This is a genomic window from Asticcacaulis sp. (assembly GCF_035497195.1).
Lineage (GTDB): Bacteria > Pseudomonadota > Alphaproteobacteria > Caulobacterales > Caulobacteraceae > Asticcacaulis.
Genome location: NZ_DATJDZ010000031.1, coordinates 332,105 through 355,505, shown reverse-complemented (window position 1 = coordinate 355,505; position 23,401 = coordinate 332,105). Strand labels below are relative to the sequence as shown.

General features: G+C 60.3%; 20 protein-coding genes. 18 read left to right on the top strand and 2 right to left on the bottom strand.

Features of this window, described 5'->3' with window-relative positions; translation table 11 throughout:
• The 15 genes from VL130_RS19390 to VL130_RS19320 form a co-directional block, all read left to right on the top strand.
• The coding region (locus tag VL130_RS19390; protein ID WP_325360596.1) for an SDR family oxidoreductase at positions 1–142 on the top strand (142 nt) is incomplete at its 5' end.
• A gap of 25 nt (positions 143–167) precedes the next feature.
• Positions 168–2,678, top strand: coding sequence for a glycosyl hydrolase 115 family protein (locus VL130_RS19385; RefSeq protein ID WP_325365650.1), 2,511 nt, complete (start codon positions 168–170; stop codon positions 2,676–2,678).
• 427 nt (positions 2,679–3,105) lie between these two features.
• Positions 3,106–3,198, top strand: coding sequence for a K(+)-transporting ATPase subunit F (gene kdpF / locus VL130_RS19380; protein ID WP_325365647.1), 93 nt, complete (start codon positions 3,106–3,108; stop codon positions 3,196–3,198).
• A gap of 15 nt (positions 3,199–3,213) precedes the next feature.
• Positions 3,214–4,962 carry a potassium-transporting ATPase subunit KdpA gene (gene kdpA / locus VL130_RS19375; RefSeq protein WP_325365645.1) on the top strand — a complete coding sequence of 583 codons (1,749 nt, stop codon included), beginning with the start codon at positions 3,214–3,216 and terminating at the stop codon, positions 4,960–4,962.
• 4 nt (positions 4,963–4,966) lie between these two features.
• Complete coding sequence (kdpB, locus tag VL130_RS19370) at positions 4,967–7,048, top strand: potassium-transporting ATPase subunit KdpB (RefSeq protein WP_325365643.1); 2,082 nt, start codon at positions 4,967–4,969, stop codon at positions 7,046–7,048.
• A gap of 10 nt (positions 7,049–7,058) precedes the next feature.
• Positions 7,059–7,631, top strand: coding sequence for a potassium-transporting ATPase subunit KdpC (gene kdpC, locus VL130_RS19365; RefSeq protein ID WP_325365641.1), 573 nt, complete (start codon positions 7,059–7,061; stop codon positions 7,629–7,631).
• The gene (locus VL130_RS19360; protein ID WP_325365639.1) at positions 7,628–10,312 is read left to right on the top strand and encodes a sensor histidine kinase KdpD; all 2,685 of its coding nucleotides are present in this window, start codon (positions 7,628–7,630) and stop codon (positions 10,310–10,312) included. Before kdpC ends, VL130_RS19360 begins: the two co-directional genes overlap by 4 nt.
• Complete coding sequence (locus tag VL130_RS19355) at positions 10,312–10,995, top strand: response regulator (RefSeq protein WP_325365637.1); 684 nt, start codon at positions 10,312–10,314, stop codon at positions 10,993–10,995. Before VL130_RS19360 ends, VL130_RS19355 begins: the two co-directional genes overlap by 1 nt.
• 241 nt (positions 10,996–11,236) lie before the next feature.
• Positions 11,237–13,333: a transketolase gene (gene tkt, locus VL130_RS19350; protein WP_325365635.1), complete on the top strand. Its 2,097-nt coding sequence runs from the start codon at positions 11,237–11,239 to the stop codon at positions 13,331–13,333.
• Entirely contained in the window at positions 13,330–14,433 is a 1,104-nt protein-coding gene (gene tal, locus VL130_RS19345) for a transaldolase (RefSeq protein WP_325365633.1), read from the top strand. Before tkt ends, tal begins: the two co-directional genes overlap by 4 nt.
• A gap of 24 nt (positions 14,434–14,457) precedes the next feature.
• The gene (gnd, locus tag VL130_RS19340; RefSeq protein ID WP_325365631.1) at positions 14,458–15,486 is read left to right on the top strand and encodes a phosphogluconate dehydrogenase (NAD(+)-dependent, decarboxylating); all 1,029 of its coding nucleotides are present in this window, start codon (positions 14,458–14,460) and stop codon (positions 15,484–15,486) included.
• 3 nt (positions 15,487–15,489) lie between these two features.
• Positions 15,490–16,161 carry a ribulose-phosphate 3-epimerase gene (gene rpe / locus VL130_RS19335; protein WP_325365629.1) on the top strand — a complete coding sequence of 224 codons (672 nt, stop codon included), beginning with the start codon at positions 15,490–15,492 and terminating at the stop codon, positions 16,159–16,161.
• Positions 16,158–17,144, top strand: a complete 987-nt coding sequence (locus VL130_RS19330) for a type I phosphomannose isomerase catalytic subunit (protein WP_325365627.1) — start codon at positions 16,158–16,160, stop codon at positions 17,142–17,144. Before rpe ends, VL130_RS19330 begins: the two co-directional genes overlap by 4 nt.
• Positions 17,141–17,893 (top strand): HAD-IIB family hydrolase, encoded by a 753-nt coding sequence (locus VL130_RS19325; RefSeq protein WP_325365625.1) that lies wholly within the window; start codon positions 17,141–17,143, stop codon positions 17,891–17,893. The genes VL130_RS19330 and VL130_RS19325 overlap by 4 nt, the downstream gene beginning before the upstream one ends.
• The gene (locus VL130_RS19320) at positions 17,890–18,966 is read left to right on the top strand and encodes a hypothetical protein (RefSeq protein WP_325365624.1); all 1,077 of its coding nucleotides are present in this window, start codon (positions 17,890–17,892) and stop codon (positions 18,964–18,966) included. Before VL130_RS19325 ends, VL130_RS19320 begins: the two co-directional genes overlap by 4 nt.
• Before the next feature lie 16 nt (positions 18,967–18,982).
• Here VL130_RS19320 and ilvC read toward each other — a convergent pair whose 3' ends face one another.
• Positions 18,983–19,972: a ketol-acid reductoisomerase gene (gene ilvC / locus VL130_RS19315; protein ID WP_325365622.1), complete on the bottom strand. Its 990-nt coding sequence runs from the start codon at positions 19,970–19,972 to the stop codon at positions 18,983–18,985.
• A gap of 57 nt (positions 19,973–20,029) precedes the next feature.
• Here ilvC and VL130_RS19310 point away from each other — a divergent pair, with 57 nt between their 5' ends.
• Both VL130_RS19310 and VL130_RS19305 read left to right on the top strand, forming a co-directional pair.
• Entirely contained in the window at positions 20,030–20,836 is an 807-nt protein-coding gene (locus VL130_RS19310) for a thymidylate synthase (protein ID WP_325365620.1), read from the top strand.
• Positions 20,836–21,354: a dihydrofolate reductase gene (locus VL130_RS19305; protein WP_325365618.1), complete on the top strand. Its 519-nt coding sequence runs from the start codon at positions 20,836–20,838 to the stop codon at positions 21,352–21,354. The genes VL130_RS19310 and VL130_RS19305 overlap by 1 nt, the downstream gene beginning before the upstream one ends.
• A 27-nt stretch (positions 21,355–21,381) precedes the next feature.
• Here VL130_RS19305 and VL130_RS19300 read toward each other — a convergent pair whose 3' ends face one another.
• Positions 21,382–22,011 carry a TetR/AcrR family transcriptional regulator gene (locus tag VL130_RS19300; protein ID WP_325365616.1) on the bottom strand — a complete coding sequence of 210 codons (630 nt, stop codon included), beginning with the start codon at positions 22,009–22,011 and terminating at the stop codon, positions 21,382–21,384.
• Positions 22,012–22,240: 229 nt separating this feature from the next.
• Here VL130_RS19300 and VL130_RS19295 point away from each other — a divergent pair, with 229 nt between their 5' ends.
• On the top strand, positions 22,241–23,401 hold the full coding sequence (locus tag VL130_RS19295; RefSeq protein WP_325365614.1) for an efflux RND transporter periplasmic adaptor subunit: 1,161 nt from the start codon (positions 22,241–22,243) through the stop codon (positions 23,399–23,401).

Genomic DNA, 23,401 nt, shown 5'->3' with positions numbered 1-23,401 from the left:
GTCCATCCTGGAGCGCATCCCCGCCGGACGCTGGGGCAACCCCTCCGACATGGCCGGGGCCGCGGTGTTCCTGGCATCCAAAGCCTCGGATTATGTCAATGGCATCACCCTGCCCGTCGATGGCGGATGGCTCGCAAGGTAGGATCAGAACCATCAAGGAGACGGACGTGACCCCAAGACGTTGCATTTTGTCGTTACTGGGTATCATCGCCGCCGCGTTTGCCGCCATTCCCGCCAATGCCCGCGAGGCCGTGCTGTTCGACGGCACGCGTGTCGCCACCATCATTCACGATACGCCGAAGCCGCTGGAACTGGCCGCCAGTCTCCTCAGCCACGACCTGACCGCGCTTTCCGGCCAGACGCCCCACCTCTCCACGCGCCTGTCGGACTGCACAGCCGTCTGCGTTGTTATCGGCCAATATGACTCAAAATTGGCGCGCACTGTGGCTTCCGAAGGCCGTGTCGAACTGACAAGTCTGAAAGGCCAGTGGGAACGTTATGGCCGCGTCCTTGTTCCCACGGTCAAAAAACCCGGCGTCAGCTACCTGCTTATCGCCGGATCGGACATGCGCGGCGCCATCTATGGCGTGGTCGACCTGACGCGCGAGATGGGCGTTTCCGCCTGGGAATGGTGGGCCGATGTCACGCCTCCCCATACAGATCACATCGCCGTTTCCGGTGATTGGCTTATCTCGAAATCGCCATCCGTTCAGTATCGCGGCATCTTCCTCAATGACGAGGACTGGGCCTTGCAGCCGTGGGCGGCCAAGACCTACGAACCGGAAACGGGCGATATCGGCCCCAAGACCTATGCCCGAATCTTCGAGCTGATGTGGCGGCTGAAGGCCAATACCCTGTGGCCGGCCATGCATGATTCCACCAAGCCTTTCTATCAGATCAAGGGCAATGCCGAGACGGCGCGCGACTACGCCATCGTCATGGGTACTTCCCACGCCGAGCCGATGATGCGTAACAATGTCCGCGAGTGGGACGACAGGACGCGCGGCGATTTCAACTACGTCACCAACCGCGCGCAGATGGTCGATTACTGGCGGCAGCGTGTTGAACAGGTCAAGGATTTCGAGAACATCTATTCCATCGGCCTGCGCGGCAAGCACGACTCGGCGATGGAGGGCGTCAGCACCTCGGAACAGGCGCGCGATGTCCTGACCGATGTCTTCCGGACCCAGCGCGACCTGCTGGCGAAGGCGCAGAACAAGCCCGCCGACGAGGTGCCGCAAGCCCTGACGCTCTACAAGGAAGTGCTCGACATCTACAAGGCCGGCCTGAAGGTGCCGGATGACGTCACCCTGGTCTGGCCGGACGACAACTACGGCTATATCAGTCAGCTTCCGACGCTACAGGAACGCACCCGCAGCGGCGGTTCGGGCGTCTATTACCATATCTCCTATTGGGGACGGCCGCACGACTATCTGTGGCTCGGCACCACCCAGCCCGCCCTGATCCGCGAGGAAATGCAACGCGCGTATCAGGCCGGCGCCCGCAAGCTGTGGATCGTCAATGTCGGCGACATCAAGCCGGCGGAATACCTGACGCAATATTTCCTCGATCTCGCTTTTAACGGAGATTTCGACCAGACGCCGGCGCAGAAGCTGACCGGCTGGATGGGCACCCAGTTCGGTCAGGCGGCCGCGCCGGAGATCACCGCGATCATGACGGAATACTACGCCCTGGCGTTTGAACGGCGGCCGGAATTCATGGGCTTCGGCCAGAGCGAGCCGATCACGCCCAACCAGCCGACGCCCTATACCGCATCCGGCGGCGATGAGGCACAAAGACGGCTGGACCGCTATGCCGCCATTACCCGCCGCGCCGAGGCGGTTTATGCAGCCCTGCCCGCCGATCGCAAATCGGCCTTCTTCGAACTGGTTCTCTATCCGGTGCGCGCTAGCGCCAGCCTCAATGAACGCATCCTGAAGCTGGACCTCGCCAACCTTCGTGCCCGCGAAGGCCGTCCCGACGCCAATACTTTGGTGACGCAGGCCAAACAGGCCCACCAGCGCATCATCGATGACACCGCGGCCTATAACGCGCTGGAAAACGGCAAATGGCGCGGCATGATGAACATGGCCCCCCGCCGTCTGCCGGTCTTCGATGAACCGGCCTGGCCGCAATGGACATTTCCGGCCAATGGCAAACCAGTCCGCACCAATGGCAAGGCCGGCCGGATTATCTCCATTGCCGCCACGCAATCGCCGGATGGGGTTTGGGAACAGATGCCCGGCCTCGGCAGTCAGGGTGGCAGCCTGCGCACACGGCTCGATTTCGTCCAAAGCGACCACGTAAAGCCGCTGGTCTACCGTTTTGAAACCGCCGCACAATCGGATGCCTGGCTCGATGTCATAGCTCTCCCCGTCCACCCGCTGACGCCCGCCAATGGCCTGCATCTCGGTGTCCGCGTCGATGATCAACCCGTGCAGGTGCTCGATTACGAGACCTTCGGTCGCAGCGACGCGTGGAAGCAAAATGTGCTGACCAACACGGCCGTGATGAGTCTGCGCCTGCCGCAATTATCCACCGGCGCGCACCGGCTGGAAATATATGCCGTAGATCCCGGCTTTATTCTCGATCGCCTGGACATCGTGCCCGACGGCGCACCGAAATATTACGGCGCGCCCTATGTCAAAGTCACAGATTTTTTAAATGAATTGCGATAATTGTAGTTATAGTTTGGATTAGAAAGCTATCACTTTCGTAAAATTTTGTTATAGGTCGATTAGCTATATAAATCCCAAAAAGTTTGGAGGTCCGGGCGGGGGTCTCAAAAATATCCCAGAAATTAAATCACGTTGTTCAGATGGTTAGCGCTCGATTTGGATTCCTGTAACCACCAGCGATCTCCCTTGTAATTAAACAATTCCCGATTCAGTTCTATAAGAACAAGGTCGGCACAGTCGTTGTATCTATACAGAAATTATACGCAAACAATCGGCATTCATACACGCAGCATATGCCAATGCGCCTAAACCTCCAATCCTGACAGGAGGTTCTTATGAGCATCATCTATTTCCTGGTGGCGGGACTGTTTTTCGTCATCTGCAAGGTATTCGTCGAGTTTTGTGAAAAGCTCAGGCAGGACGGCCAATGACCCTCCTCTACATCATTGCGGGCGTCATCACCGTGGCGGTCGCGGGCTATCTCGTCATCGCCCTGATCAAGCCTGAACTCTTTCCATAAACCTGAGACAATCATATGTCCTATGCACTCACGGGCAACGCTGTCCTTCAGCTTGGCCTTTACCTGGCCGTGCTCTTCGCGCTCGCCTGGCCGCTTGGCCTTTACATGGCCCGCATCCTGGCGGCCGAGCGCCTCTTTCTGGCGCCGGTCGAAAATGCCGTTTACGGCGCGCTCGGCATCAAGCCGGGCGAAGACATGAGCTGGAAGGCCTACGCCACGGCGGTCATCGTCTTTTCCTTCGGCGGCTTTGTCCTCCTCTATCTGCTCCTGCTATTCCAGAGCCACTTGGGTCTGAACCCGCAGGGCATGGCAAACCTGACGCCTGACCTGGCCTTCAATACCGCCGTCAGCTTCGTCACCAATACCAACTGGCAATCCTATGCCGGCGAAAGCACGATGAGCTATGCCAGCCAGATGATCGGCCTGACGGTACAGAACTTCCTGTCGGCGGCCGTAGGTATCGCCGTCATGGCGGCGCTGATCCGTGGCCTCTCCCGGCAATCGGCGAAAGGCATCGGCAATTTCTGGGTCGATCTGGTCCGCAGCACGCTCTACGTCCTGCTGCCGCTGGCGCTGATCTGGGCCGTGCTCCTCGGCTCACAGGGGGTCATCCAGACCCTGAATGGTTACGCCATGGGCCATACGCTGGAAGGTGCGCAACAGACCTTGGCCCTGGGACCGGTGGCTTCACAGGAAGCCATAAAAATGCTCGGCACCAATGGTGGCGGTGTCTTCAACACCAATTCAGCACATCCATTCGAAAACCCGACGCCGCTCTCCAACTTCCTCGAAGTCTTGGCCATCCTGCTGATTCCGGCGGCCTGCTGCTTCGCCTTCGGCAAGATGATCGGTGACAAGCGCCAGGGCATCGCCGTGCTGGCAGCCATGACTCTGGTGTTCGTTCCGCTCACCCTGTTCTGTGTCTCGGCCGAACAGGGCGGCAATCCACATTTCGCCGCGCTCGGCGTAGATCAACTGGCCTCGGCCACCCAAGCGGACGGCACCATGGCCAACGCCGCGCAAAGCGGCGGCAACATGGAAGGCAAGGAAACGCGTTTCGGCATCACCAATTCCGCCCTGTGGGCCACGGCCACCACCGCCGCCTCCAACGGCTCTGTCAACGCCATGCACGACAGCTTCACCCCGCTCGGCGGCGCCGTGCCCATGCTGCTGATGAAGTTCGGCGAGGTCATCTACGGCGGCGCCGGTTCCGGCCTCTACGGTATGCTGGTCTTCGTCATTATCACCGTCTTTATCGCCGGCCTGATGGTGGGCCGCACACCGGAATATCTCGGCAAGAAGATTCAGGCGTTCGAGATCAAGATGGCCTCCATCGCCATCCTGACGCCCTGCGCCTTCGTTCTGATCGGCACGGCCGTCGCGGTGCTGACGTCGTGGGGCAAGGCGGGTCTGTTTAACCCCGGCGCGCAAGGATTCTCGGAGGCGCTTTACGCCTTCACCTCCGCGTCAAACAACAACGGTTCGGCTTTTGCGGGCCTTAGCGCCAACACGCTTTTCTATAATACGGCGCTTGGGCTTTGCATGTTGTTCGGACGGTTCTTCGTGATGCTGCCGGTCCTGGCCATTGCCGGCTCATTGGCCGCCAAGAAGGCGACGCCCGTCTCCGCCGGCACCTTGCCGACACATACCCCCCTGTTCATCACGGTCCTGATCGGCGTCATTCTGCTGGTCGGCGTCCTGACCTACCTGCCGGCGTTGGCGCTCGGTCCAATCGTTGAACATCTTATCATGATCAAGGCTTAAGCCCATGTCCTCTGTAACTGCCAAAAAATCCGGCCTCTTTGAAGGCGCCGATCTCGGCTCCGTCCTCAAGCAAACCCTCTTGCGCCTCAATCCGGCCTATCAGGTGCGCAATCCGGTGATGTTCGTCGTCTTTATCGGCTCGATCGTCACCACACTTATCTTCGCCATCATGCTGGTCGCGCCCAAAAGCGTCATCGGCGGGGGGCAGCCCCTGTGGTTCATCGGCCTGATCACCTTCTGGCTGTGGTTCACGCTTCTGTTCGCCAATTTCGCCGAGGCCATCGCCGAAGGCAAGGGCAAGGCCCAGGCGGATAGCCTCCGGTCCGCCCGCAAGGATGTCTCCGCGAAGAAGCTCGACAGGTCGGGGAAGGTCACGGTCGTGGCCGCCAATACCCTGCGCAAGGGCGATCTCATCCTGATCGAAGCCGGCGATGTCGTGCCCGCCGATGGCCAGGTAATGGAAGGCATTGCGAGCGTCGATGAAAGCGCCGTGACCGGTGAATCCGCCCCGGTCATCCGCGAATCCGGCGGCGACCGCGATGCCGTCACCGGTGGCACGCGCGTCCTGTCCGACCAGATCAGGGTGCGCGTCACCTCCGATCCGGGCGAGAGTTTTCTAGACCGCATGATCGGCCTGGTGGAGAGCGCCAAGCGCCAGAAGACCCCCAACGAGATCGCCCTGTCGATCCTGCTGGCCGCCATGACCCTGATCTTCCTGCTGGCCGTGGCGACCCTGCTGCCCTTCTCCCTCTTCAGCGTTGCGCGCGCGGGATCGGGTTCGGTGATCACCATCGTCGTGCTGATCGCCCTGCTGGTCTGCCTGATCCCGACCACCATCGGCGGGCTTTTGTCCGCCATCGGCATTTCGGGGATGCAGCGCCTGATCAGGGCCAATGTCATCGCCACCTCCGGCCGCGCGGTGGAAGCCGCCGGCGACGTCAATGTCCTGCTGCTCGACAAGACCGGCACCATCACTTTCGGCAACCGCCAGGCGGTCGAATTTTTCCCCGCGCCAGGCATCACCGCCCAGCAACTGGCCGAAGCCGCCGAACTGGCGTCGCTGGCCGACGAAACGCCGGAAGGCCGCTCGATCGTCACTCTGGCCCGCGCGCAATTCGGCCTGCCGGAACGCAATGCAGACGATGTGGAGGCCACCTTTATCCCCTTCAGCGCCGAGCAGCGCCTGTCCGGCATCGTGGTCAATGAGCGCCATATCATGAAGGGCGCCGGCGACGCCATCGCCGCTCTGATTGGCCTGAAAGGCGGCGCCGTGGCGGCAGAAGTGACGTCACAAATCGACGAAATCGCCCGCAAGGGCGGCACCCCGCTGACTGTCGCGGAAGGCTCTCAGGTGCTGGGTGTCGTTTATCTCAAGGATATCGTCAAACCGGGCATCAAGGCGCGCCTGGCCGACCTGCGCAAGATGGGCATAAAGAGCGTCATGATCACCGGCGACAATCCGCTGACCGCTGCCGCCATTGCCTCGGAAGCTGGCGTCGACGACTTCGTGGCCCAGGCGACGCCGGAGACCAAGCTCAAATATATCCGCCAGATGCAGGCCGGCGGCGAAATGGTCGCCATGGTCGGTGACGGTACCAATGACGCCCCGGCGCTCGCTCAATCCGACGTGGCCGTAGCGATGAATTCCGGCACGCAGGCGGCCAAGGAAGCCGGCAATATGGTCGATCTCGACAGCGATCCGACCAAGCTGATCGAGATTGTCGAAATCGGCAAGCAACTGCTGATGACGCGCGGGGCGCTGACTACCTTCAGCATCTCCAACGACCTGGCCAAGTATTTCGCCATCATCCCGGCGGCCTTCGCCACCACCTACCCAGCGCTGGGGATGCTCAATGTGATGCACCTGGCGTCACCGCAAAGCGCCATTCTGGCGGCGGTGATCTTCAACGCCCTGATCATTATCGCGCTCGTGCCGCTGGCCCTGAAAGGCGTCAAATACCTGCCACGGCCCGCCTCGCAACTGCTCACCCGCAATGTGCTGATCTATGGCCTCGGCGGCGTCATCACCCCGTTTATCGGCATCAAGCTGATCGATATGGGATTGGCTGCTATCGGTCTGGCTTAGGAGACTCAAAATGACAAACTTCTTCAAACAGGCGCAGGCCACCATCGTCAGCCTGCTGTTCTTCACTTTTCTACTCGGCGGCGTATACCCGCTGCTCACCCTGGCCATCGCCCAGACCGCCTTTCATGCCCAGGCCGAAGGTAGCCTGATCCATGACGACAAAGGGCAGGTCATCGGCTCGCGCCTGATCGGCCAGACCTTCAGCCAGCCGCAATATCTCTGGGGCCGGCTCTCCGCCACAGGGCCGGCGCCGTATAATGCCGGCGCCTCGTCCGGCTCCAACCTCGGCGTCAATAATCCGGCGCTGATCGATGCGGTAAAAGGCCGGATCGACGCGCTGAACGGTCCGAAGCCGGTGCCGGTCGATCTGGTGACCGCCTCCGCTTCCGGCCTCGATCCGGAAATCAGCCCGGCAGCGGCGGCCTACCAGGTGCCGCGCATCGCCGCCTCCCGCCACATCAGCGAAGCCGCCGTCACCGAAACCATTGCCCGGTCGACGAAAGACCGCACCTTCGGAATCCTCGGCGAACCGCGCGTCAATGTGCTAGAAGTCAATCTGCGACTGGACGGCAAACTGAAGTGAACACACGACCTGACCCCGATAAGCTTTTGGCCCTCGTCACCGCTGACGAGGGCCGCCTCGCGCGCGGGAGTCTGAAAATTTTCTTTGGCAGCTCGGCGGGGGTCGGCAAGACCTACGCCATGCTGGCCGAAGCCCAGCGCCTGAAAGATGACCGCGACATCCTGATCGGCGTCATCGAGCATCATGGCCGCGCCGAAACCAAAGCCCTGACCGAGGGCCTGCCGGTCCTGCCCTTGCTGGAGATCGACCATCGCGGCGTAAAGGTGCACGAATTCGATCTTGATGCCGCCCTCGCCCGCAAGCCTGCCCTGATCCTGATGGACGAGTTCGCCCATACAAATGCCCCCGGCTCGCGCCATCCCAAGCGCTGGCAGGATGTCGAGGAACTGCTTGATAGCGGCATCGACGTCTATACCACGCTCAATGTCCAGCACCTGGAGAGCGTCAATGATCAGGTGGCGCGTTTGACCGGCGTCTGGGTCAGGGAGACCGTGCCGGACAGCGTATTCGACGAGGCGACCGATATCGCCCTGATCGATATTCCGTCCGATGAACTGCTGAAACGGCTGGCCGACGGTAAGGTCTATGTCGCCGAGGGCGCCAATACGCGCGCCGCCGAGAACTTCTTCAAAAAAACCAATCTTGGGCATTTGCGCGAACTGGCCCTGCGCCGGACCGCCGAGCGCGTTGACGCCCAGAATGACCAGTTGAGCGCCGCGCTCGGCCATAATGAGGCCGCTCTGTCCGAAAAGGTGCTGGTGCTGGTCGGGCCGGACAGCTTTTCCGCCCGCCTGATCCGTCACACCCGCCGTATGGCTGGCCGCGCCAAAATCCCTTGGACGGCGCTCTATCTGCAAACCGATCGCCACGAATTGCTCGACCAGAAGGCCCGTTTGCGCGTCGAGCATAACCTGCGGCTGGCCGAACGGATGGGCGCCCAGGTCGTGCGGATCAATGGCGCCCATGCGGCCACAGCCATCATCACCTACGCAATGGCCAATGGCTTTACCCGCGTGGTGGTCGGCAACCGCAAGGCGCCTTTCTGGCAGCGCTGGGGCAAGTCGCTGTCGCAAAAGCTGATCGAACGCGGCGACGGGCTGGAGATCACCACCCTCAGCGCCGACTACGCCACGTCCGAAATCGCTGAATCGTCACGCCCCCGCCTGACGACGCCGCTGATCGTGCCGTTGGTCAGTTATGCCTACGCCGCCTTGATCGTCGCCGGCGTGACGGCGGCGGGCTATCCCTTACGCGGCATAACCGATCCGGACAATCTCGCCCTGTTCTATCTAACCGGCGTAGTCCTAGTCGCGGCGCGCTTCGGCATCGGTCCGGCATTGCTGGCCTCCGTCATCAGTATTCCAGCTTTCAACTTCTTCTTCACTGTTCCCTACTACACCTTCAATTTCTACGACGCCCATTACTACTTCACCTTCGCCTTCATGCTGGTGACGTCACTGATCGTCGGCTCCCTGACCGCCCGTCTGTCGCTGCACGCCCGCATAGCGCGCAAGAGCGAACGGGAGACCCGCCTGCTCTATGACCTGACGCGCGGGTTGTCATCGGTACGCGGCTATGCGGCGATGGCGGACGTCGCGTCCCGTCACCTGGGTTCGGCGCTCAATGCCGGGGTGCGCCTCTGGGTGAGCGAAGACAAGACGCTGACGGCCTTTCCCGATGCGCCGGTCGACATCAAAGAGAGCGGCGCGGTGCAATGGGTATCAATCAATGGCCAGATCGCCGGGCGCGGCACCGACACCCTGCCCTCGGCGCGCGGCCTTTACCTGCCGCTCATGGCGGAAAACAAGACCCTCGGCGTGCTCGGCCTGACGCCGCAGGATGACCGTACCTTTACCGGCGCCGACATTCTCGTCTTCGAGACCATAGCCAGCCTGATCGCCAGCGCCCTGCAACGCGCCCAGCGCGCCGACGAAGCCGAGAAATCACGCATCGACACGGAGAATGAAAAGCTGCGAAATGTCCTGCTGGCGTCCTTATCGCACGACCTGCGCACACCGCTGACCGTGATGAACAACAGCGTCTCCACCCTGCTGAAACAGCGCAAGAAGCTACCGCGCGAGGCGGTCGATGAACTGACCGGCCTGTGGGGGCAGATGCAGCGCTTGCAGAAATTCGTCACCAACCTGCTCAAGATGGCCGCCATCACCTCCGGCCAGCTCAAGCTCAATTTTGAACCCTATCTCATTCAGGAAATCATCGGGGCAGCCATCGCCCGCGTCGAACCGCAAAAGGAAAGGCGCCAGATCCGCACCCAGATCAATGGCCGCATCCCCCTGGTCATGATCGACGGCGCCCTGATCGAACAGGTGCTGCTGAACCTGCTGGAAAACGCCTTCACCCACACAACCGCCAATGGCGTGATCATGATCTCGGTCGAAAACGACGCCGACCGGGTGCGCGTCCGCGTGTCGGATGACGGCGAAGGCCTAAAACCCGGCGAGGAAGACCAGATCTTCGAGAAATTTCACACACACCAGGCGGAAAAATCCGACCGCGCCCCTTCAGGCACCGGCCTCGGCCTCGCCATCTGCCGTGGCATCGTCCAGGCGCACGGCGGGATGATTTACGCCAAGAACAATCCCGCCAAAGAGGGCAAGGCCGCAGGCGCCAGTTTCATCTTCACCTTGCCTGTGGCAAAGGATCAGGCCAAGGAACTTTGATGACCGCCAGCATCCTGATTATCGAAGACGAGACCGAAATCCGCCGGTTCCTGCGCGCCACGCTTAATGCCAACGGCTTTACCCCACTGGAAGCCGAGACGGCGCACGAGGGTCTGCAAAAACTGATCGCTCAGCGGCCGGACGTCATTATCCTCGACCTCGGCCTGCCGGATCAGGATGGCCAGGATTTCATCCGTGACGTACGCGAATGGTCGCAGGTGCCGATTATCGTGGTATCGGCGCGTGAGCAGGAAGCCGACAAGGTGCTGGCGCTGGAAAACGGCGCCGACGACTACCTGACCAAGCCCTTCGCCGCCGGTGAACTGCTGGCCCGCATCAAGGTGGCCCTGCGCCACGCCCAGCGCCTGGAAAGTGGCGGCGGCCATACCTATGACTATGACGGCCTGAGCATAGACCTGTCCGCCCGTCGTGTGACACTCGACGGGGGCGATGTCCACCTGACGCCGATCGAATACAAGCTGCTGAGTGTGCTGGCCAGGAACGCCGGCAAGGTGCTGACCCATGCCTATCTGCTAAAGGCGATCTGGGGCCGGCATTCAACGGAGCAGAACCACTATCTGCGCATCCACACCCAGCACCTGCGTGAGAAACTGGTTGATGACCCTCTGGCGCCGCGCTTCATCATTACCGAGCCGGGCATTGGCTACCGGCTTAAGGCTTGAAAGTTATGGATTGTTTGCCAAGGCATCCAGTCGTTGACCATTGTAAGAAACACATCAGGTAAAGGGATTTAAAACGTCTGCGGTTGTAAGAAAAACCATCCAGACAACGCGATCCGGCGACCGGAATTTGATGGCAATTTTACCGCCACCGGGGGTTATCCACATCGTTACGGTATATCGCCCGGCGTAGGGTGACTTGCGAAGCGCGGGGACGGGGGCCGTCGCGTCGTGGAGCAGGACAATGGATACTTTCCCCGACATGATCAAAACGCCCCCTTCCCGGCAGGATGGCGACATGGATGCGCTCAGCATCAATACCATCCGCACACTGTCGATGGACGCCGTGCAAAAGGCCAATTCCGGTCATCCGGGCACACCAATGGCCCTGGCGCCGGTGGCCTATACCCTATGGCAGAGGTTCCTCAGATACGATCCGCAAGCGCCCAACTGGCCCAACCGCGACCGGTTTGTCCTGTCGAATGGCCATGCTTCGATGCTGCTCTATTCGATCCTTCACCTGTCCGGCGTCAGGGATGCGGATCGCGCCGGTGAGTCTCTGGCCGTTACCCTGGACGACATCCGGGCCTTCCGCCAACTGGACAGCAAATGTCCGGGGCACCCCGAACATGGCATGACGGTGGGCGTCGAAACCACGACCGGCCCCTTGGGCCAGGGCTGCGGCAACAGCGTCGGCATGGCGATGGCGTCGAAATGGCTGGCGGCGCATTTCAACCGGCCCGATCTTATCGTGTTCGATTTCGACGTTTATGCTATGTGCGGCGATGGCGATATGATGGAGGGCGTATCCAGTGAAGCGGCCTCGATCGCCGGCCACCTGTCGCTCGGAAATCTGTGCTGGATCTACGACAGCAACACCATCACTATCGAAGGCCATACGGAGCTGGCGTTCAGCGAGGATGTCGCGGCGCGGTTTCGCGGCTATGGCTGGAACGTTTTTCATGTCGGTGACGCCAATGACACCAAACGCCTGGCCCAAGCCTTTCAGACATTCCGGGATACGCATGACACCCCGACCCTGATCATTGTCAACAGCCATATCGGTTATGGCGCCCCTCACAAGCAGGACACCGCGGCGGCGCATGGCGAAGCGCTGGGCGTCGAGGAAATCCGTTTGGCCAAGCGCCATTACGGCTGGCCGGAAGACAGCGACTTTTTTGTGCCTGATGGCGTCCGCGACCACTTCAATGCCGGAATCGGTAAGCGCGGCGGCAAGCTTCAGGCAGAGTGGAGCCGCCTATTCGAGGCCTATCGCGCGAAATTCCCAGATATGGCGCAGCGACTGGATACCCTGCTGGCCGGCGATCTGCCCACGGATTGGGACAAGGATCTGCCGATCTTCCCGGCCGACGCCAAGGGCCTGGCCACGCGCGATTCCGGCGGCAAGGCAATCAACGCCATAGCCAAACATTACCCGTGGATGATCGGCGGCGCCGCCGATCTGTCACCTTCCACCAAGACCAATCTGACTTTCGATGGCGCGGGATCGTTCGAGGCGGGCACTTATGCAGGCCGCAATCTGCACTTCGGCATCCGCGAACACGCTATGGGCGCCGTCGTGAATGGCCTGGCCCTTTGCAAACTGCGCGCCTACGGCTCGACTTTCCTGATTTTCTCGGACTACATGAAGCCGCCCATCCGGCTCAGCGCTCTGATGGAATTGCCGGCCATTTTTGTTTTCACCCACGATTCGATCGGTCTTGGCGAAGACGGCCCGACGCACCAACCGGTCGAACAGCTACTATCCCTGCGCAGCGTGCCCGGTCTGGTGACGATCCGTCCGGCGGACGCCAACGAGACGGTGGAGGCCTGGCGCGTCATCGGGGCATTGAAAAAGCAGCCCGCCGCATTGGCTCTAAGCCGCCAGCCCTTGCCAACGCTCGACCGCAGCGTTTATGCCGCCGCGAAAGGCCTGGCGAAAGGCGCCTATATCCTGGCCGACGCCAAACCGGGCAAGCCGGACCTCATTTTAATTGGCACGGGCAGCGAGGTGGCGATTTGCGTCGAGGCCTATGAAACCTTGAAAGCCGAAAACGTGGCGGTGCGGGTCGTCAGTATGCCGTCATGGGATCTGTTCGAAAAACAGGCTCAGGCCTACCGCGACAGCGTGTTTCCCCCGGAAGTGACGGCGCGTGTATCGGTCGAAGCCGGATCGGTCATCGGCTGGGATCGCTATGTCGGGGCAAGCGGCACCATCATCGGCATGGACACCTTCGGCGCCTCAGCGCCGATCAAGGCCTTGATGACGCAGTACGGTTTTGCGGCAGAAAAGGTATTGGCCGCCGCCAGGGCGTTACTGGCTAAAGGAACCAGCAGATGAATCCGCTCCAGCAACTTGAAGCCTGCGGTCAGGCGCCCTGGCTCGACTACCTGATACGAAGCCTGATCGAAAAGGGCGAACTGAAGGCGCTGATCGATCATGACGGCCTGAAAGGCGTCACGTCCAATCCATCGATCTTCCAGAAGGCTATCGGCGAAAGCGACGAATATACCGCCGCGATAAGGGATTTTCGGGCGGGCGGTGAACGCACGACCGCTGAAATCTATGAGCACCTGGCGATCACCGACATCCAGGCCGCCGCCGATGTGCTAGGGCCTGTCTATGACCGGACGAACGGCCGCGACGGCTATGTCAGCCTGGAATGCTCTCCCCTTGTCGCCAACGACACCGACGCAACGATCGCCGAAGCGATACACCTCTGGACCGCCGTCAACCGCCCCAACCTTATGGTCAAGGTGCCGGGTACGGCGGCCGGCATTCCCGCCATCCGGAAGCTGGTCTCACGCGGGATCAATATCAACATTACCCTGCTGTTCTCGGTCGCCACCTATGAAGAGGTCGTCGAAGCCTATCTGTCCGGCCTGGAAACGCTGAAGGCCACCGGCGCCGATCTATCGAAAGTCGCCAGTGTCGCCAGCTTCTTTGTCAGCCGTATCGATACCGCCGTCGACAGGCAACTCAGCACCCTGTCCAACAAAGCCGCCGCCGAAAAACTGCATGGCCGGGTAGCCATCGCCAACGCCAAAATCGCCTATGCCCACTACAAAGCCCTGTTCGCCGGGCCTCGCTGGGAGGCTCTGGCGGCGGCCGGCGCACAGACTCAGCGGCTGTTATGGGCCTCGACCAGCGTCAAGGACGCCACACTCAAGGATACGCTTTATGTAGAGGCGCTGATCGGCCGCGATACCGTCAACACCCTGCCGCCAGCAACTATGGATGCCTTTCGCACGCATGGCGTGGTCAGGGCCGACGCCATTGAAGACGATGAGGAAAACGCCCGGTCGACTCTTGCCGCATTGCAGGCTCAGGGCATTTCGCTCGACGACATCACCGCGCAACTGGTGCGCGATGGCGTCCAGTCCTTCGTCGAGGCGTTCGACACACTTTTCAAATCCATAGCGGACCTCCCCCGCGCTTAATTTCAAGACCATGTGAGACACAAAATGCAGATCGGGATCGTTGGCCTCGGCCGCATGGGCGGCAATATCGCGCGCCGTCTGATGAAGGCCGGCCACACCTGCGTCGTCTTCGACGTCAACCCCGAGCCGGGCAAGGCCCTGGCTGCGGAAGGCGCTACCGCCGTGCTGTCGCTCGAAGACATGGTGAAAACACTCGGCAAACCCGCCGCCATCTGGTCGATGCTGCCCGCCGGTGACATCACCGAAGCGACCGTCCAGGCCCTTGGAAAATTATTACAAGCGGATGATGTCATCATTGATGGCGGCAACGCGTTTTACAAGGACGATATCCGCCGCGCCAAAAGCATGGCTGAAAAGGGCATTCATTACATAGATTGCGGCACCTCCGGCGGCGTTTGGGGGATAGGCCGCGGCTTCTGCATGATGATCGGCGGCAATAAGGCAGCCTTTGATCGTCTGGAGCCGATCTTTGTGGCGCTGGCTCCAGGCGTTGGGGCGATAGAACGCACGACCGGGCGAGAAGACGCCTATTCACGCGCGGAAATGGGCTATATTCATGCCGGTCCCGCCGGCGCCGGGCATTTCGTCAAGATGGTCCACAACGGCATCGAGTACGGCCTGATGCAGGCCTATGCCGAGGGCTTCGACATTCTGCAAAACAAGGCATCGGACCACCTGCCCGAAGACCAGCGCTTCGATATGAATCTGTCTGATATAGCAGAAGTCTGGCGGCGCGGCAGCGTCGTGTCTTCGTGGCTTCTGGATCTCAGCGCCATCGCCCTGACCAAGGACCCCAAACTGGCCAATTTCACCGGCTACGTCAATGATTCCGGCGAAGGACGCTGGACGGTCGAGGCCGCCATTGAGGAAGCCGTGCCCGCCGATGTGCTGACCAGCGCCTTGTACGCGCGGTTTCGTTCGCGTCAGGAGCACACCTTTGCCGAACGGGTGCTGTCGGCTATGCGCTTCGGTTTCGGCGGCCATATTGAAGGCCACGAACCGGAAGACCCGAAGGCGGCAGAGCGCGAACTGGCGCAGAAGGCCGCGAACTGACAGATGCCGGAACCTGTCATTATTGCCCCTTCAATCCTCGCGGCGGATTTCGGCCGGCTGGCTGAGGACGTGCGTGCGGTTGACAAAGCGGGGGCCGACTGGATTCACATCGATATCATGGACGGTCGGTTTGTCCCCAACATCTCGTTTGGACCGCTGATCGTCGAGGCCGTCCGACGCGCCACGGCCAGGCCGCTGAATGTCCATCTGATGATCGTGGAACCTGAGCGCTATCTGGCGGATTTCGTCAAGGCGGGCGCCGACCATCTGCTGATCCAGGCTGAGCCGGCTTCGACCATCCATCTGCATCGCGTATTGTCCCGCATTCATGACATGGGAAAGAAAGCGGGCGTCGTTCTCGATCCCGCGACCCCGGTGGAGATGATCGAATATGTGTTGCCGCTGTGCGATATCGTGCTGGTCATGACGGTCAACCCCGGCTTTGGCGGGCAAAAATTCCTGCCCGACATGCTGCCGAAAATCCGTAAGCTGCGCGCCCTGTGCGAGGGCCGCAGCCTTAATCCGGTGATCGAGGCCGATGGCGGCCAGGATTGCGCTAATGCCCGCGAAACCATCGCCGCCGGCGCCAACGCGATCGTTGCCGGCAGCGCCATTTTCGGCAAAGCCGACTACGCTGCCGCCATTCGCGCCATCCGGGAAGGCTGCCTGATATGACCCTCTACCCTTTGCGTTTCGAACCGATCTTCCAGTATCGCCTGTGGGGCGGACGCCTGTTGGAAAATTGGATGAATACCCCCCTCCCCGATGGCCCGGTCGGTGAAGCCTGGATACTGAGCGACCGCGCGGACCACGCCAGCGTGGTCGCTGAGGGGCGCCTGAAAGGGCATACACTTACGCAATTAATGAGCGACTTCAAAGTCGAACTACTCGGTGATGTAAAAGCCGGGCGCTTTCCGTTGCTGCTGAAATTTCTCGATGTCCGGCAGCTATTGTCCGTTCAGGTGCACCCTGGCGATGATATGAAAGCCTGTATTCCTGATGGTGAAAGCGGCAAGACCGAAGCCTGGGTGGTGCTCAAGGCCGATTCCGGAAGCCGCATCTATGCGGGCCTCACGCCAGGCACCACGGCCGACGACCTGCGTCACCTGACGGCGAAAACGGCAGGCATTCATCTGTCGGGTTTCAAGCCGGAAGCCGGGCAAGGCATAGAGATTGACGCGGGAACCGTTCATTCGCTCGGCGATGGCGTCATGGTCTTTGAAGTTCAGGAAAACAGCGATGTGACCTACCGGCTCTATGATTGGGATCACATCGACAGCAAAACCGGAAAACCGCGAGACCTGCAAATTGATCAGGCGCTTGCCTGCGTCGATTTTGGACAAGGACCTATCGGGCCAGTCCAGCCTGTGGTGGAAATGACCGTACCGGTGCGGCGTGAGAGGGTCTTCGACAACGCACATTTCCGGTTATGGCGCCTGCAAGGCGACGCACCGTTCGATGTGGGCGCCCACGACGAGGCCCGGATTCTGGTCTGCATCGACGGCGCCGGACACGTTGAACATGACGGCCAGGATTACGGCATGACACGCGGCGCCGTCGTCCTGCTGCCCGCCATGATCTGCGTTTGCCGGTTCCGGCCAGGCGGCATGACGACGGTGCTCGAAATCGCCATGCCACAACCAGCGGCATCCTCATGAAAGACCTCGTTGTTTTCGATCTTGACGGCACCCTGGCCGCCAGCAAATCCCCGCTGGATGCCGATATGGCCGGCTGGCTCAGCCGATTACTGGGTGTCGTCAAGGTGGCCATCATTTCGGGTGGCGCATGGCCGCAGTTTGAAAAGCAGATCCTGCCGAAACTGGCGGATGACGACCGGCTGGACAACCTGTCCCTGCTGCCGACCTGCGGCACCAAGTTCTACCAGCACAAGGCCGGACAGTGGGGCCTGCTCTATGCCGAGGATTTCACGCCTGACGAGACAGCGCAGGTTATTGCTGCGCTCAATACCGCGCTGGATCAATCGGGCTTACAGCCCAAAACGTCCTGGGGCGACCTGATCGAGGATCGTGGCGGTCAGGTTACCTTGTCGGCGCTCGGTCAGGCCGCACCGCTCGACGCCAAGACGGCCTGGGACCCGGGCATGGAAAAGCGCAAAAAACTCAAGGCCATTCTCGAACCGCTCATTCCAGGCTTTTCAGCCCAGATCGGCGGCTCGACCTCGATCGACATCACCAGGCCGGGCATTGATAAAGCCTATGGCATCCGCAAATTGCGCGATGTGCTGAAAATACCCGTCGAACGTATGCTGTTCATGGGTGACGCCCTGTTTCCAGGCGGTAACGACTACCCTGCCGAAGAAGCCGGCGCAGAGAGTATCCGTGTGCGCGATCCTTTGGAAAGCGCGCGAATTATCCAGGCCATCGTTGCTTTTATGGAGTCCAAATGATCCCGTTCCAGCTTCACCGCATCAAAACAATCATGGAGTCCCTGCCGGGAGAGGCGAATGAAATCGAGGGCGTGCTCAATCCGGCGGCCATGCGCGGCAAAGACGGCCAGTTGTACCTGTTTCCGCGCCTGGTCGGAAAAGGCAACTATTCGCGCATCGGGATCGCCCGCGTCATTTTTGATCAGGCTGGTGATCCATTGGGCGTAGAGCGCCTGGGCATAGCGCTGGAACCGGAGGCCGATTATGAATTCATGGGCAATGGCGGCGGGGGCTGCGAAGATCCTCGCATCAGCTATATCGAAGCGATGGATCATTATGTCATGACCTATACGGCGCTGGGGCCTCATGGGCCACGCATCGCCATTGCACGTTCGAAGGATCTGGCGAACTGGACGCGGATCGGTCTGGCAAAATTCGACAATTATAAAGATTTATCCTGCACCAATATCGACGACAAGGATGCCAGCATCTTTCCGGCATTGACCGATGATCCGGACGGTAAATCTTCCATCGCGCTGCTTCACCGCCCTTTGTTTCCGGGCACCCGACCGGAAGAAAAGGTCGATCAGCCTGCGCCAACCTCACCGCAATTGGAGAGTATCTGGATTTCATACTGGCATTGGCATCCCGACGGTCTGTCTCCGATCGGAAAGCAATTCGTTGCGCACCATCGTCTGGCTCAGCCTGTAGAGCCCTGGGAAATATTGAAGATCGGTGGTGGCACACCGCCCGTGCGCTGCCGTCACGGCTGGCTGATGGTCTATCATGGGGTGCATGAGCGCGAAGGCTCTACGCCGGAAAAACGCAAGCTGAACTATTCAGCGGGCGTCATGGTGCTGGACGAACAGCACCCGCACAAGATCCTGTATCGTTCACCGCATCCGGTCCTGTCTCCTGAACTGCCGGAAGAGTTGCTGGGCATGGTCGACGGCGTTGTTTTCCCCACCGGCATAGACCGGCGTGAGGATATCGGCCAACCGGACAGGTTCGACATCTATTACGGCATGGCTGACGATCGTATCGGGGTGGCCATGTTGACTGTCCCCGATGTCTTGCCGGAAAAAAGCATGTGACCGCGGGTTGGGAGCATCAGGCCTTCGCCACACCATCGAGATAACGCTTGGTCTGGTCGAGCAGATTATCCTTCAAATCAGAGCGGCGGCAGAGCAGGTCCGGGCTGCCGGCATTGTAGTCCTTCATCAACTGCCGCACGAAATCACCGCTCTGCACGTCCTTCAACACATCCTGCATGGCCTGCTTGCTGGTATCGTTGATGATGCGCGGACCAGTCAGGTAGGCGCCGTATTCGGCCGTATTGCTGATCTTTTCAAACCCGCCGGACATACCGAGTTCCCACAAAAGATCGACCACCAGCTTCAGTTCATAACAGGTCTCGAACCATGCCACTTCCGGCGGGTAACCGGCCTCGACCAAGGTCTGGAAACCCTCGGTCACCAGATTGCGGGTGCCGCCGCATAAGACCACCTGCTCGCCGAAGAGGTCGCTTTCGCACTCGTCCTTCATGGTGGTTTCCAGAATACCCTTGCGGCCGCAACCGAGCGCGGCGGCAAAGGAAAGCCCCAGCGCCTTCGCCTTGCCGGTGGCGTCCTGCTGCACAGCGAACAGGCAGAACACGCCCTCGCCCGTCACATAGATATCGCGGATGCGCGGCCCAATGCCCTTGGGCGAGACCAGCAGCACATCGACATCGGCCGGCGGCGTCACCAGGCCAAAATTACATGACAGGCCATGCGCGAAAATCAGGGCCTGACCGGCGCGCAAATGCGGGTTTATTTCCTCGGCAAAGAGTTTCTGGTGCGCCTCATCGGAGGTCAGGATCACCAGCACATCGGCCCACTGCACGCCTTCGGCCACGGTCACCACCTCGAAGCCGTCCATTTCGGCCTTCGCACGGGTCTTTGACTCAGGCTTCAGGGCCACCTTGATCTGCGTCACCCCGGAATCGCGGACGTTGAGCGCCTGTGTGCGGCCCTGACTGCCATAGCCGATCACCAGCACTTTCGATGCACAGATAACCGACAGATCGCAGTCACGATCGTGATAAACGGGTAAGGACATGGCGGCGCACCTCGGCTATACTGAACTCAGAATCGTCTCCTGTATAAAGTAAGCGCCATGTTTGATCACCCCGAATATCAGTATCTCAATCTGGTGCGCGACATCATGGATAACGGCGTGGCCCGTTCGGACCGCACAGGCACCGGCACATTGGGTCTTTTTGGACGGCAGATCCGCTTCGATCTCAGTAAGGGTTTTCCGCTCCTGACCACCAAGAAGGTGCATTTCAAGTCGATCGCGGTCGAACTGCTGTGGTTCCTGCGCGGCGACACCAATGTCAAATATCTCCACGACCACGGCGTCACCATCTGGGACGAATGGGCCGACGAAAATGGTGACCTGGGGCCGGTCTATGGCAAGCAGTGGCGGTCATGGACCGCACCTGATGGCCGCGTCATCGACCAGATGAAGAACCTCGTCGAGAATCTCAAGATCAATCCCTACTCGCGACGCCATGTCATTTCGGCGTGGAACCCGGCCGAGGTCGACGATATGGCCTTGCCGCCGTGTCATTGCCTGTTCCAGTTCTTTGTCGCGGAGGGAAAACTGAGCTGCCAGCTTTATCAGCGCTCTGCGGATATCTTCCTGGGCGTGCCGTTCAATATCGCCTCCTATGCCCTGCTGACTCATATGGTGGCGCAGGCCGTGGGTCTGGAAGCGGGTGATTTCGTCCACAGCTTCGGCGATGTCCACCTCTATACCAACCATATGGAACAGGCGAAGACGCAGCTTGAACGCACGCCGTTCGACTTCCCCATGCTGGTGATGGCGCCCAAGACCGATCTGTTCGGCTTCGATTATGCCGATTTTGCTATAGAAAACTATCAGTCGCATGGCGCGCTGAAAGCCAAGGTGGCTGTCTGATGCCGAAGGTAAGACTGGCGCTCGTCGTGGCCATGAGCGACAACGGCGTGATCGGCAAGGATGGCGGCCTGCCGTGGCACCTGCGTTCCGACTTGAAGCGCTTCAAGGAAATCACCCAGTTCAAGCCGATCCTCATGGGCTCGACCACCTGGGATTCATTGCCGAAAAAGCCCCTGCCCGGCCGGCTCAATATCGTGCTGACCCGCGATGTCCGGATGGAGGCCGAGGGCGCCGTCATCTGCCATACACTGTTCGAGGCGCTCGATATCGCCCGCGAACACGCCGCTGACGATGGCGCCGATGAAATCTGCGTCATCGGCGGCGCCAATATCTACGAACAGACCCTGCCGAAAGCTGACCGGATCTATGTCAGTCACGTCCATGCCGATGTCGAAGGCGATGCGCATTTCCCCACTATCGATCCGGCAATCTGGCAAGTGACGTCGGAAGAGTCGTTCGCCAAAACAGAAAACGACGATCACGACTTCACGCTGAAGATTTACGACCGGATAAAATAGCTTTCATCGATATGTGAGCCTTGCCCCTTATGGATGGTCCGGCAAGGTGAACAGTATGGTCATGACCTGACGCAGGGCTGCCAGAAGCGCCTTGCGATCAGCCAGCGGATTGGAAATCGCCCGGATCATCATACCGTCGAAGACCATGCTGATAATTTCACCGCGCGCCTCAAGCTGGACCTGATCTCGTCCCGGCGATATCCGGCGGCACAGGCTGCGCCCCAGGTCACGTTCCTGCGTATCAGCGCTTTCGACTATGGCCGCCACGCGCGGATTACGCGCCGCCTCCGCCAGAACTTCCAGCGCCAGGCCGGCATTATCCCGTGTATATTTGTGCTCCACTGCCCGCTCAAGCGTATCGAGCAGAGTATCCAGCAACGCTTCGTCCGGTATGGCTTCCCATTCGGCAAACATGGCGCGCATTTCCGCCAGATCGTTGGCGACGATGGCCTCGACGATCGCCTCCTTGTTGGCGAAATAGCGATAGATGACGCCGACGCTCATCTTCGCTTCCGCAGCAATGTCGGACATGCTCGCGCCATGAAAACCGGAACGCCTGACACAACTCAACGCCGCATTTAGAATGTGCTGCTGACGTTCCTCACGGCTCTGGCGCGGCTTGAGCCCCTGGCCATTATCTGTAACAGGGTTACTCATTGGTTACGCGATTTCCTTGCCCCCATAGGGATATAAACGTTTTTTAATGTGACGATGCGATTGACATACACGAAAAAGCCGCTTACTGCCAGACAAAATGAGAATGATCGTTCATTCGCGCTATATAATCAGCCATGCTGACGCTTATTTGTTAGACAGCGGCGCATAATCACTTCCGCATACCCTGCTACATCGCCACCTAAAGCTCGCCAGACCGGAGACTTTCCGCATGAAATCGCCCATTTCCTTCCTGAAAACCAGCGCTGTCCCCATAGCGATTCTGCTGGCGATCAGCCTCTGCGTCACATCCTGCGGCAAAAAGCCGGCGGATATGCCGGCGGGTGCAGCCGCCGATGTCGGCGTGGTCGTGATGACCTCAGGGCCGGTCGACATGACCGCTGAACTGTCGGGCCGCACCTCGGCCTATCTGGTTTCGGAAGTCCGCCCGCAGGTCGGGGGCATCATCAAATCGCGCCTCTTCACCGAAGGCGGCTATGTCAAGCAGGGGCAGTCGCTCTATCAGATCGATCCCGCCCCCTTCCAGGCGCAATATGCCAGCGCTCAGGCGGCTGTAGCCCAAGCCAGGGCGGCGCAAACGACCGCCAAGCTCAAGGCCGAGCGTTACGCCGAACTGGTCAAGATCAACGCCGTTTCCCAGCAGGATAACGACGATGCGCAGGCCACGCTGGCGCAGGCCGACGCCTCGGTCGCCTCGGCCAATGCCGCCTTGCAAACGGCCGGCATCAATCTGCAATACACCAAGGTCAGCGCTCCGATTTCCGGTATTATCAGCAAGTCATCGGTGACGCCCGGCGCCCTCGTTACCGCTTCCCAGGCAACGGAACTGGCGAAGATCCAGAATATCGATCAAATCTATCTCGACATTAACCAGTCCGTGAACGACCTGATGGCGCTGAAACGCGCCGCAGCTTCCGGCACGATCGGCGAGGCCAATACCGCCGATGTCGAGCTGATCCTTCAGGACGGCACTGTCTATCCGTCGAAGGGCAAACTGCAATTCTCAGGCGTTTCCGTCGATGAGGCTACCGGCACAGTCACCCTGCGCGCCCTCTTCCCTAATCCGAACGGCGCCCTGCTGCCGGGCATGTACGCCAAGGCGCGTATTGTTTCCGGCGTGGTCAGCAACGGCATACTGGTGCCGCAGCCCGCCGTGGCGCGCGATCCCAAGGGCAACGCCACGGTCATGGTCGTGACGAAGGACAACAAGGCCGCCGTCCGCCCCATCCAGGTGGCGCAAACGGTCGGCGACAAGTGGCTCGTCACCGGCGGCCTCCAGCCGGGGGAAAAAGTCATCGTCGAAGGCCTGCAAAAAATTCGCCCCGATGCCCCGGTCAAGCCGGCCATCATGGGCGCTGCCGCAGAAAAGTAA

Bases quoted from the DNA above. Each gene is read 5' to 3' on its own strand.
- kdpF (WP_325365647.1), top strand. From the start codon at position 3,106: ATGACCCTCCTCTACATCATTGCGGGCGTCATCACCGTGGCGGTCGCG.
- kdpA (WP_325365645.1), top strand. From the start codon at position 3,214: ATGTCCTATGCACTCACGGGCAACGCTGTCCTTCAGCTTGGCCTTTAC.
- kdpB (WP_325365643.1), top strand. From the start codon at position 4,967: ATGTCCTCTGTAACTGCCAAAAAATCCGGCCTCTTTGAAGGCGCCGAT.
- kdpC (WP_325365641.1), top strand. From the start codon at position 7,059: ATGACAAACTTCTTCAAACAGGCGCAGGCCACCATCGTCAGCCTGCTG.
- VL130_RS19355 (WP_325365637.1), top strand. From the start codon at position 10,312: ATGACCGCCAGCATCCTGATTATCGAAGACGAGACCGAAATCCGCCGG.
- tkt (WP_325365635.1), top strand. From the start codon at position 11,237: ATGGATACTTTCCCCGACATGATCAAAACGCCCCCTTCCCGGCAGGAT.
- tal (WP_325365633.1), top strand. From the start codon at position 13,330: ATGAATCCGCTCCAGCAACTTGAAGCCTGCGGTCAGGCGCCCTGGCTC.
- gnd (WP_325365631.1), top strand. From the start codon at position 14,458: ATGCAGATCGGGATCGTTGGCCTCGGCCGCATGGGCGGCAATATCGCG.
- rpe (WP_325365629.1), top strand. From the start codon at position 15,490: ATGCCGGAACCTGTCATTATTGCCCCTTCAATCCTCGCGGCGGATTTC.
- VL130_RS19330 (WP_325365627.1), top strand. From the start codon at position 16,158: ATGACCCTCTACCCTTTGCGTTTCGAACCGATCTTCCAGTATCGCCTG.
- VL130_RS19325 (WP_325365625.1), top strand. From the start codon at position 17,141: ATGAAAGACCTCGTTGTTTTCGATCTTGACGGCACCCTGGCCGCCAGC.
- VL130_RS19320 (WP_325365624.1), top strand. From the start codon at position 17,890: ATGATCCCGTTCCAGCTTCACCGCATCAAAACAATCATGGAGTCCCTG.
- ilvC (WP_325365622.1), bottom strand. From the start codon at position 19,972: ATGTCCTTACCCGTTTATCACGATCGTGACTGCGATCTGTCGGTTATC.
- VL130_RS19310 (WP_325365620.1), top strand. From the start codon at position 20,030: ATGTTTGATCACCCCGAATATCAGTATCTCAATCTGGTGCGCGACATC.
- VL130_RS19305 (WP_325365618.1), top strand. From the start codon at position 20,836: ATGCCGAAGGTAAGACTGGCGCTCGTCGTGGCCATGAGCGACAACGGC.
- VL130_RS19300 (WP_325365616.1), bottom strand. From the start codon at position 22,011: ATGAGTAACCCTGTTACAGATAATGGCCAGGGGCTCAAGCCGCGCCAG.
- VL130_RS19295 (WP_325365614.1), top strand. From the start codon at position 22,241: ATGAAATCGCCCATTTCCTTCCTGAAAACCAGCGCTGTCCCCATAGCG.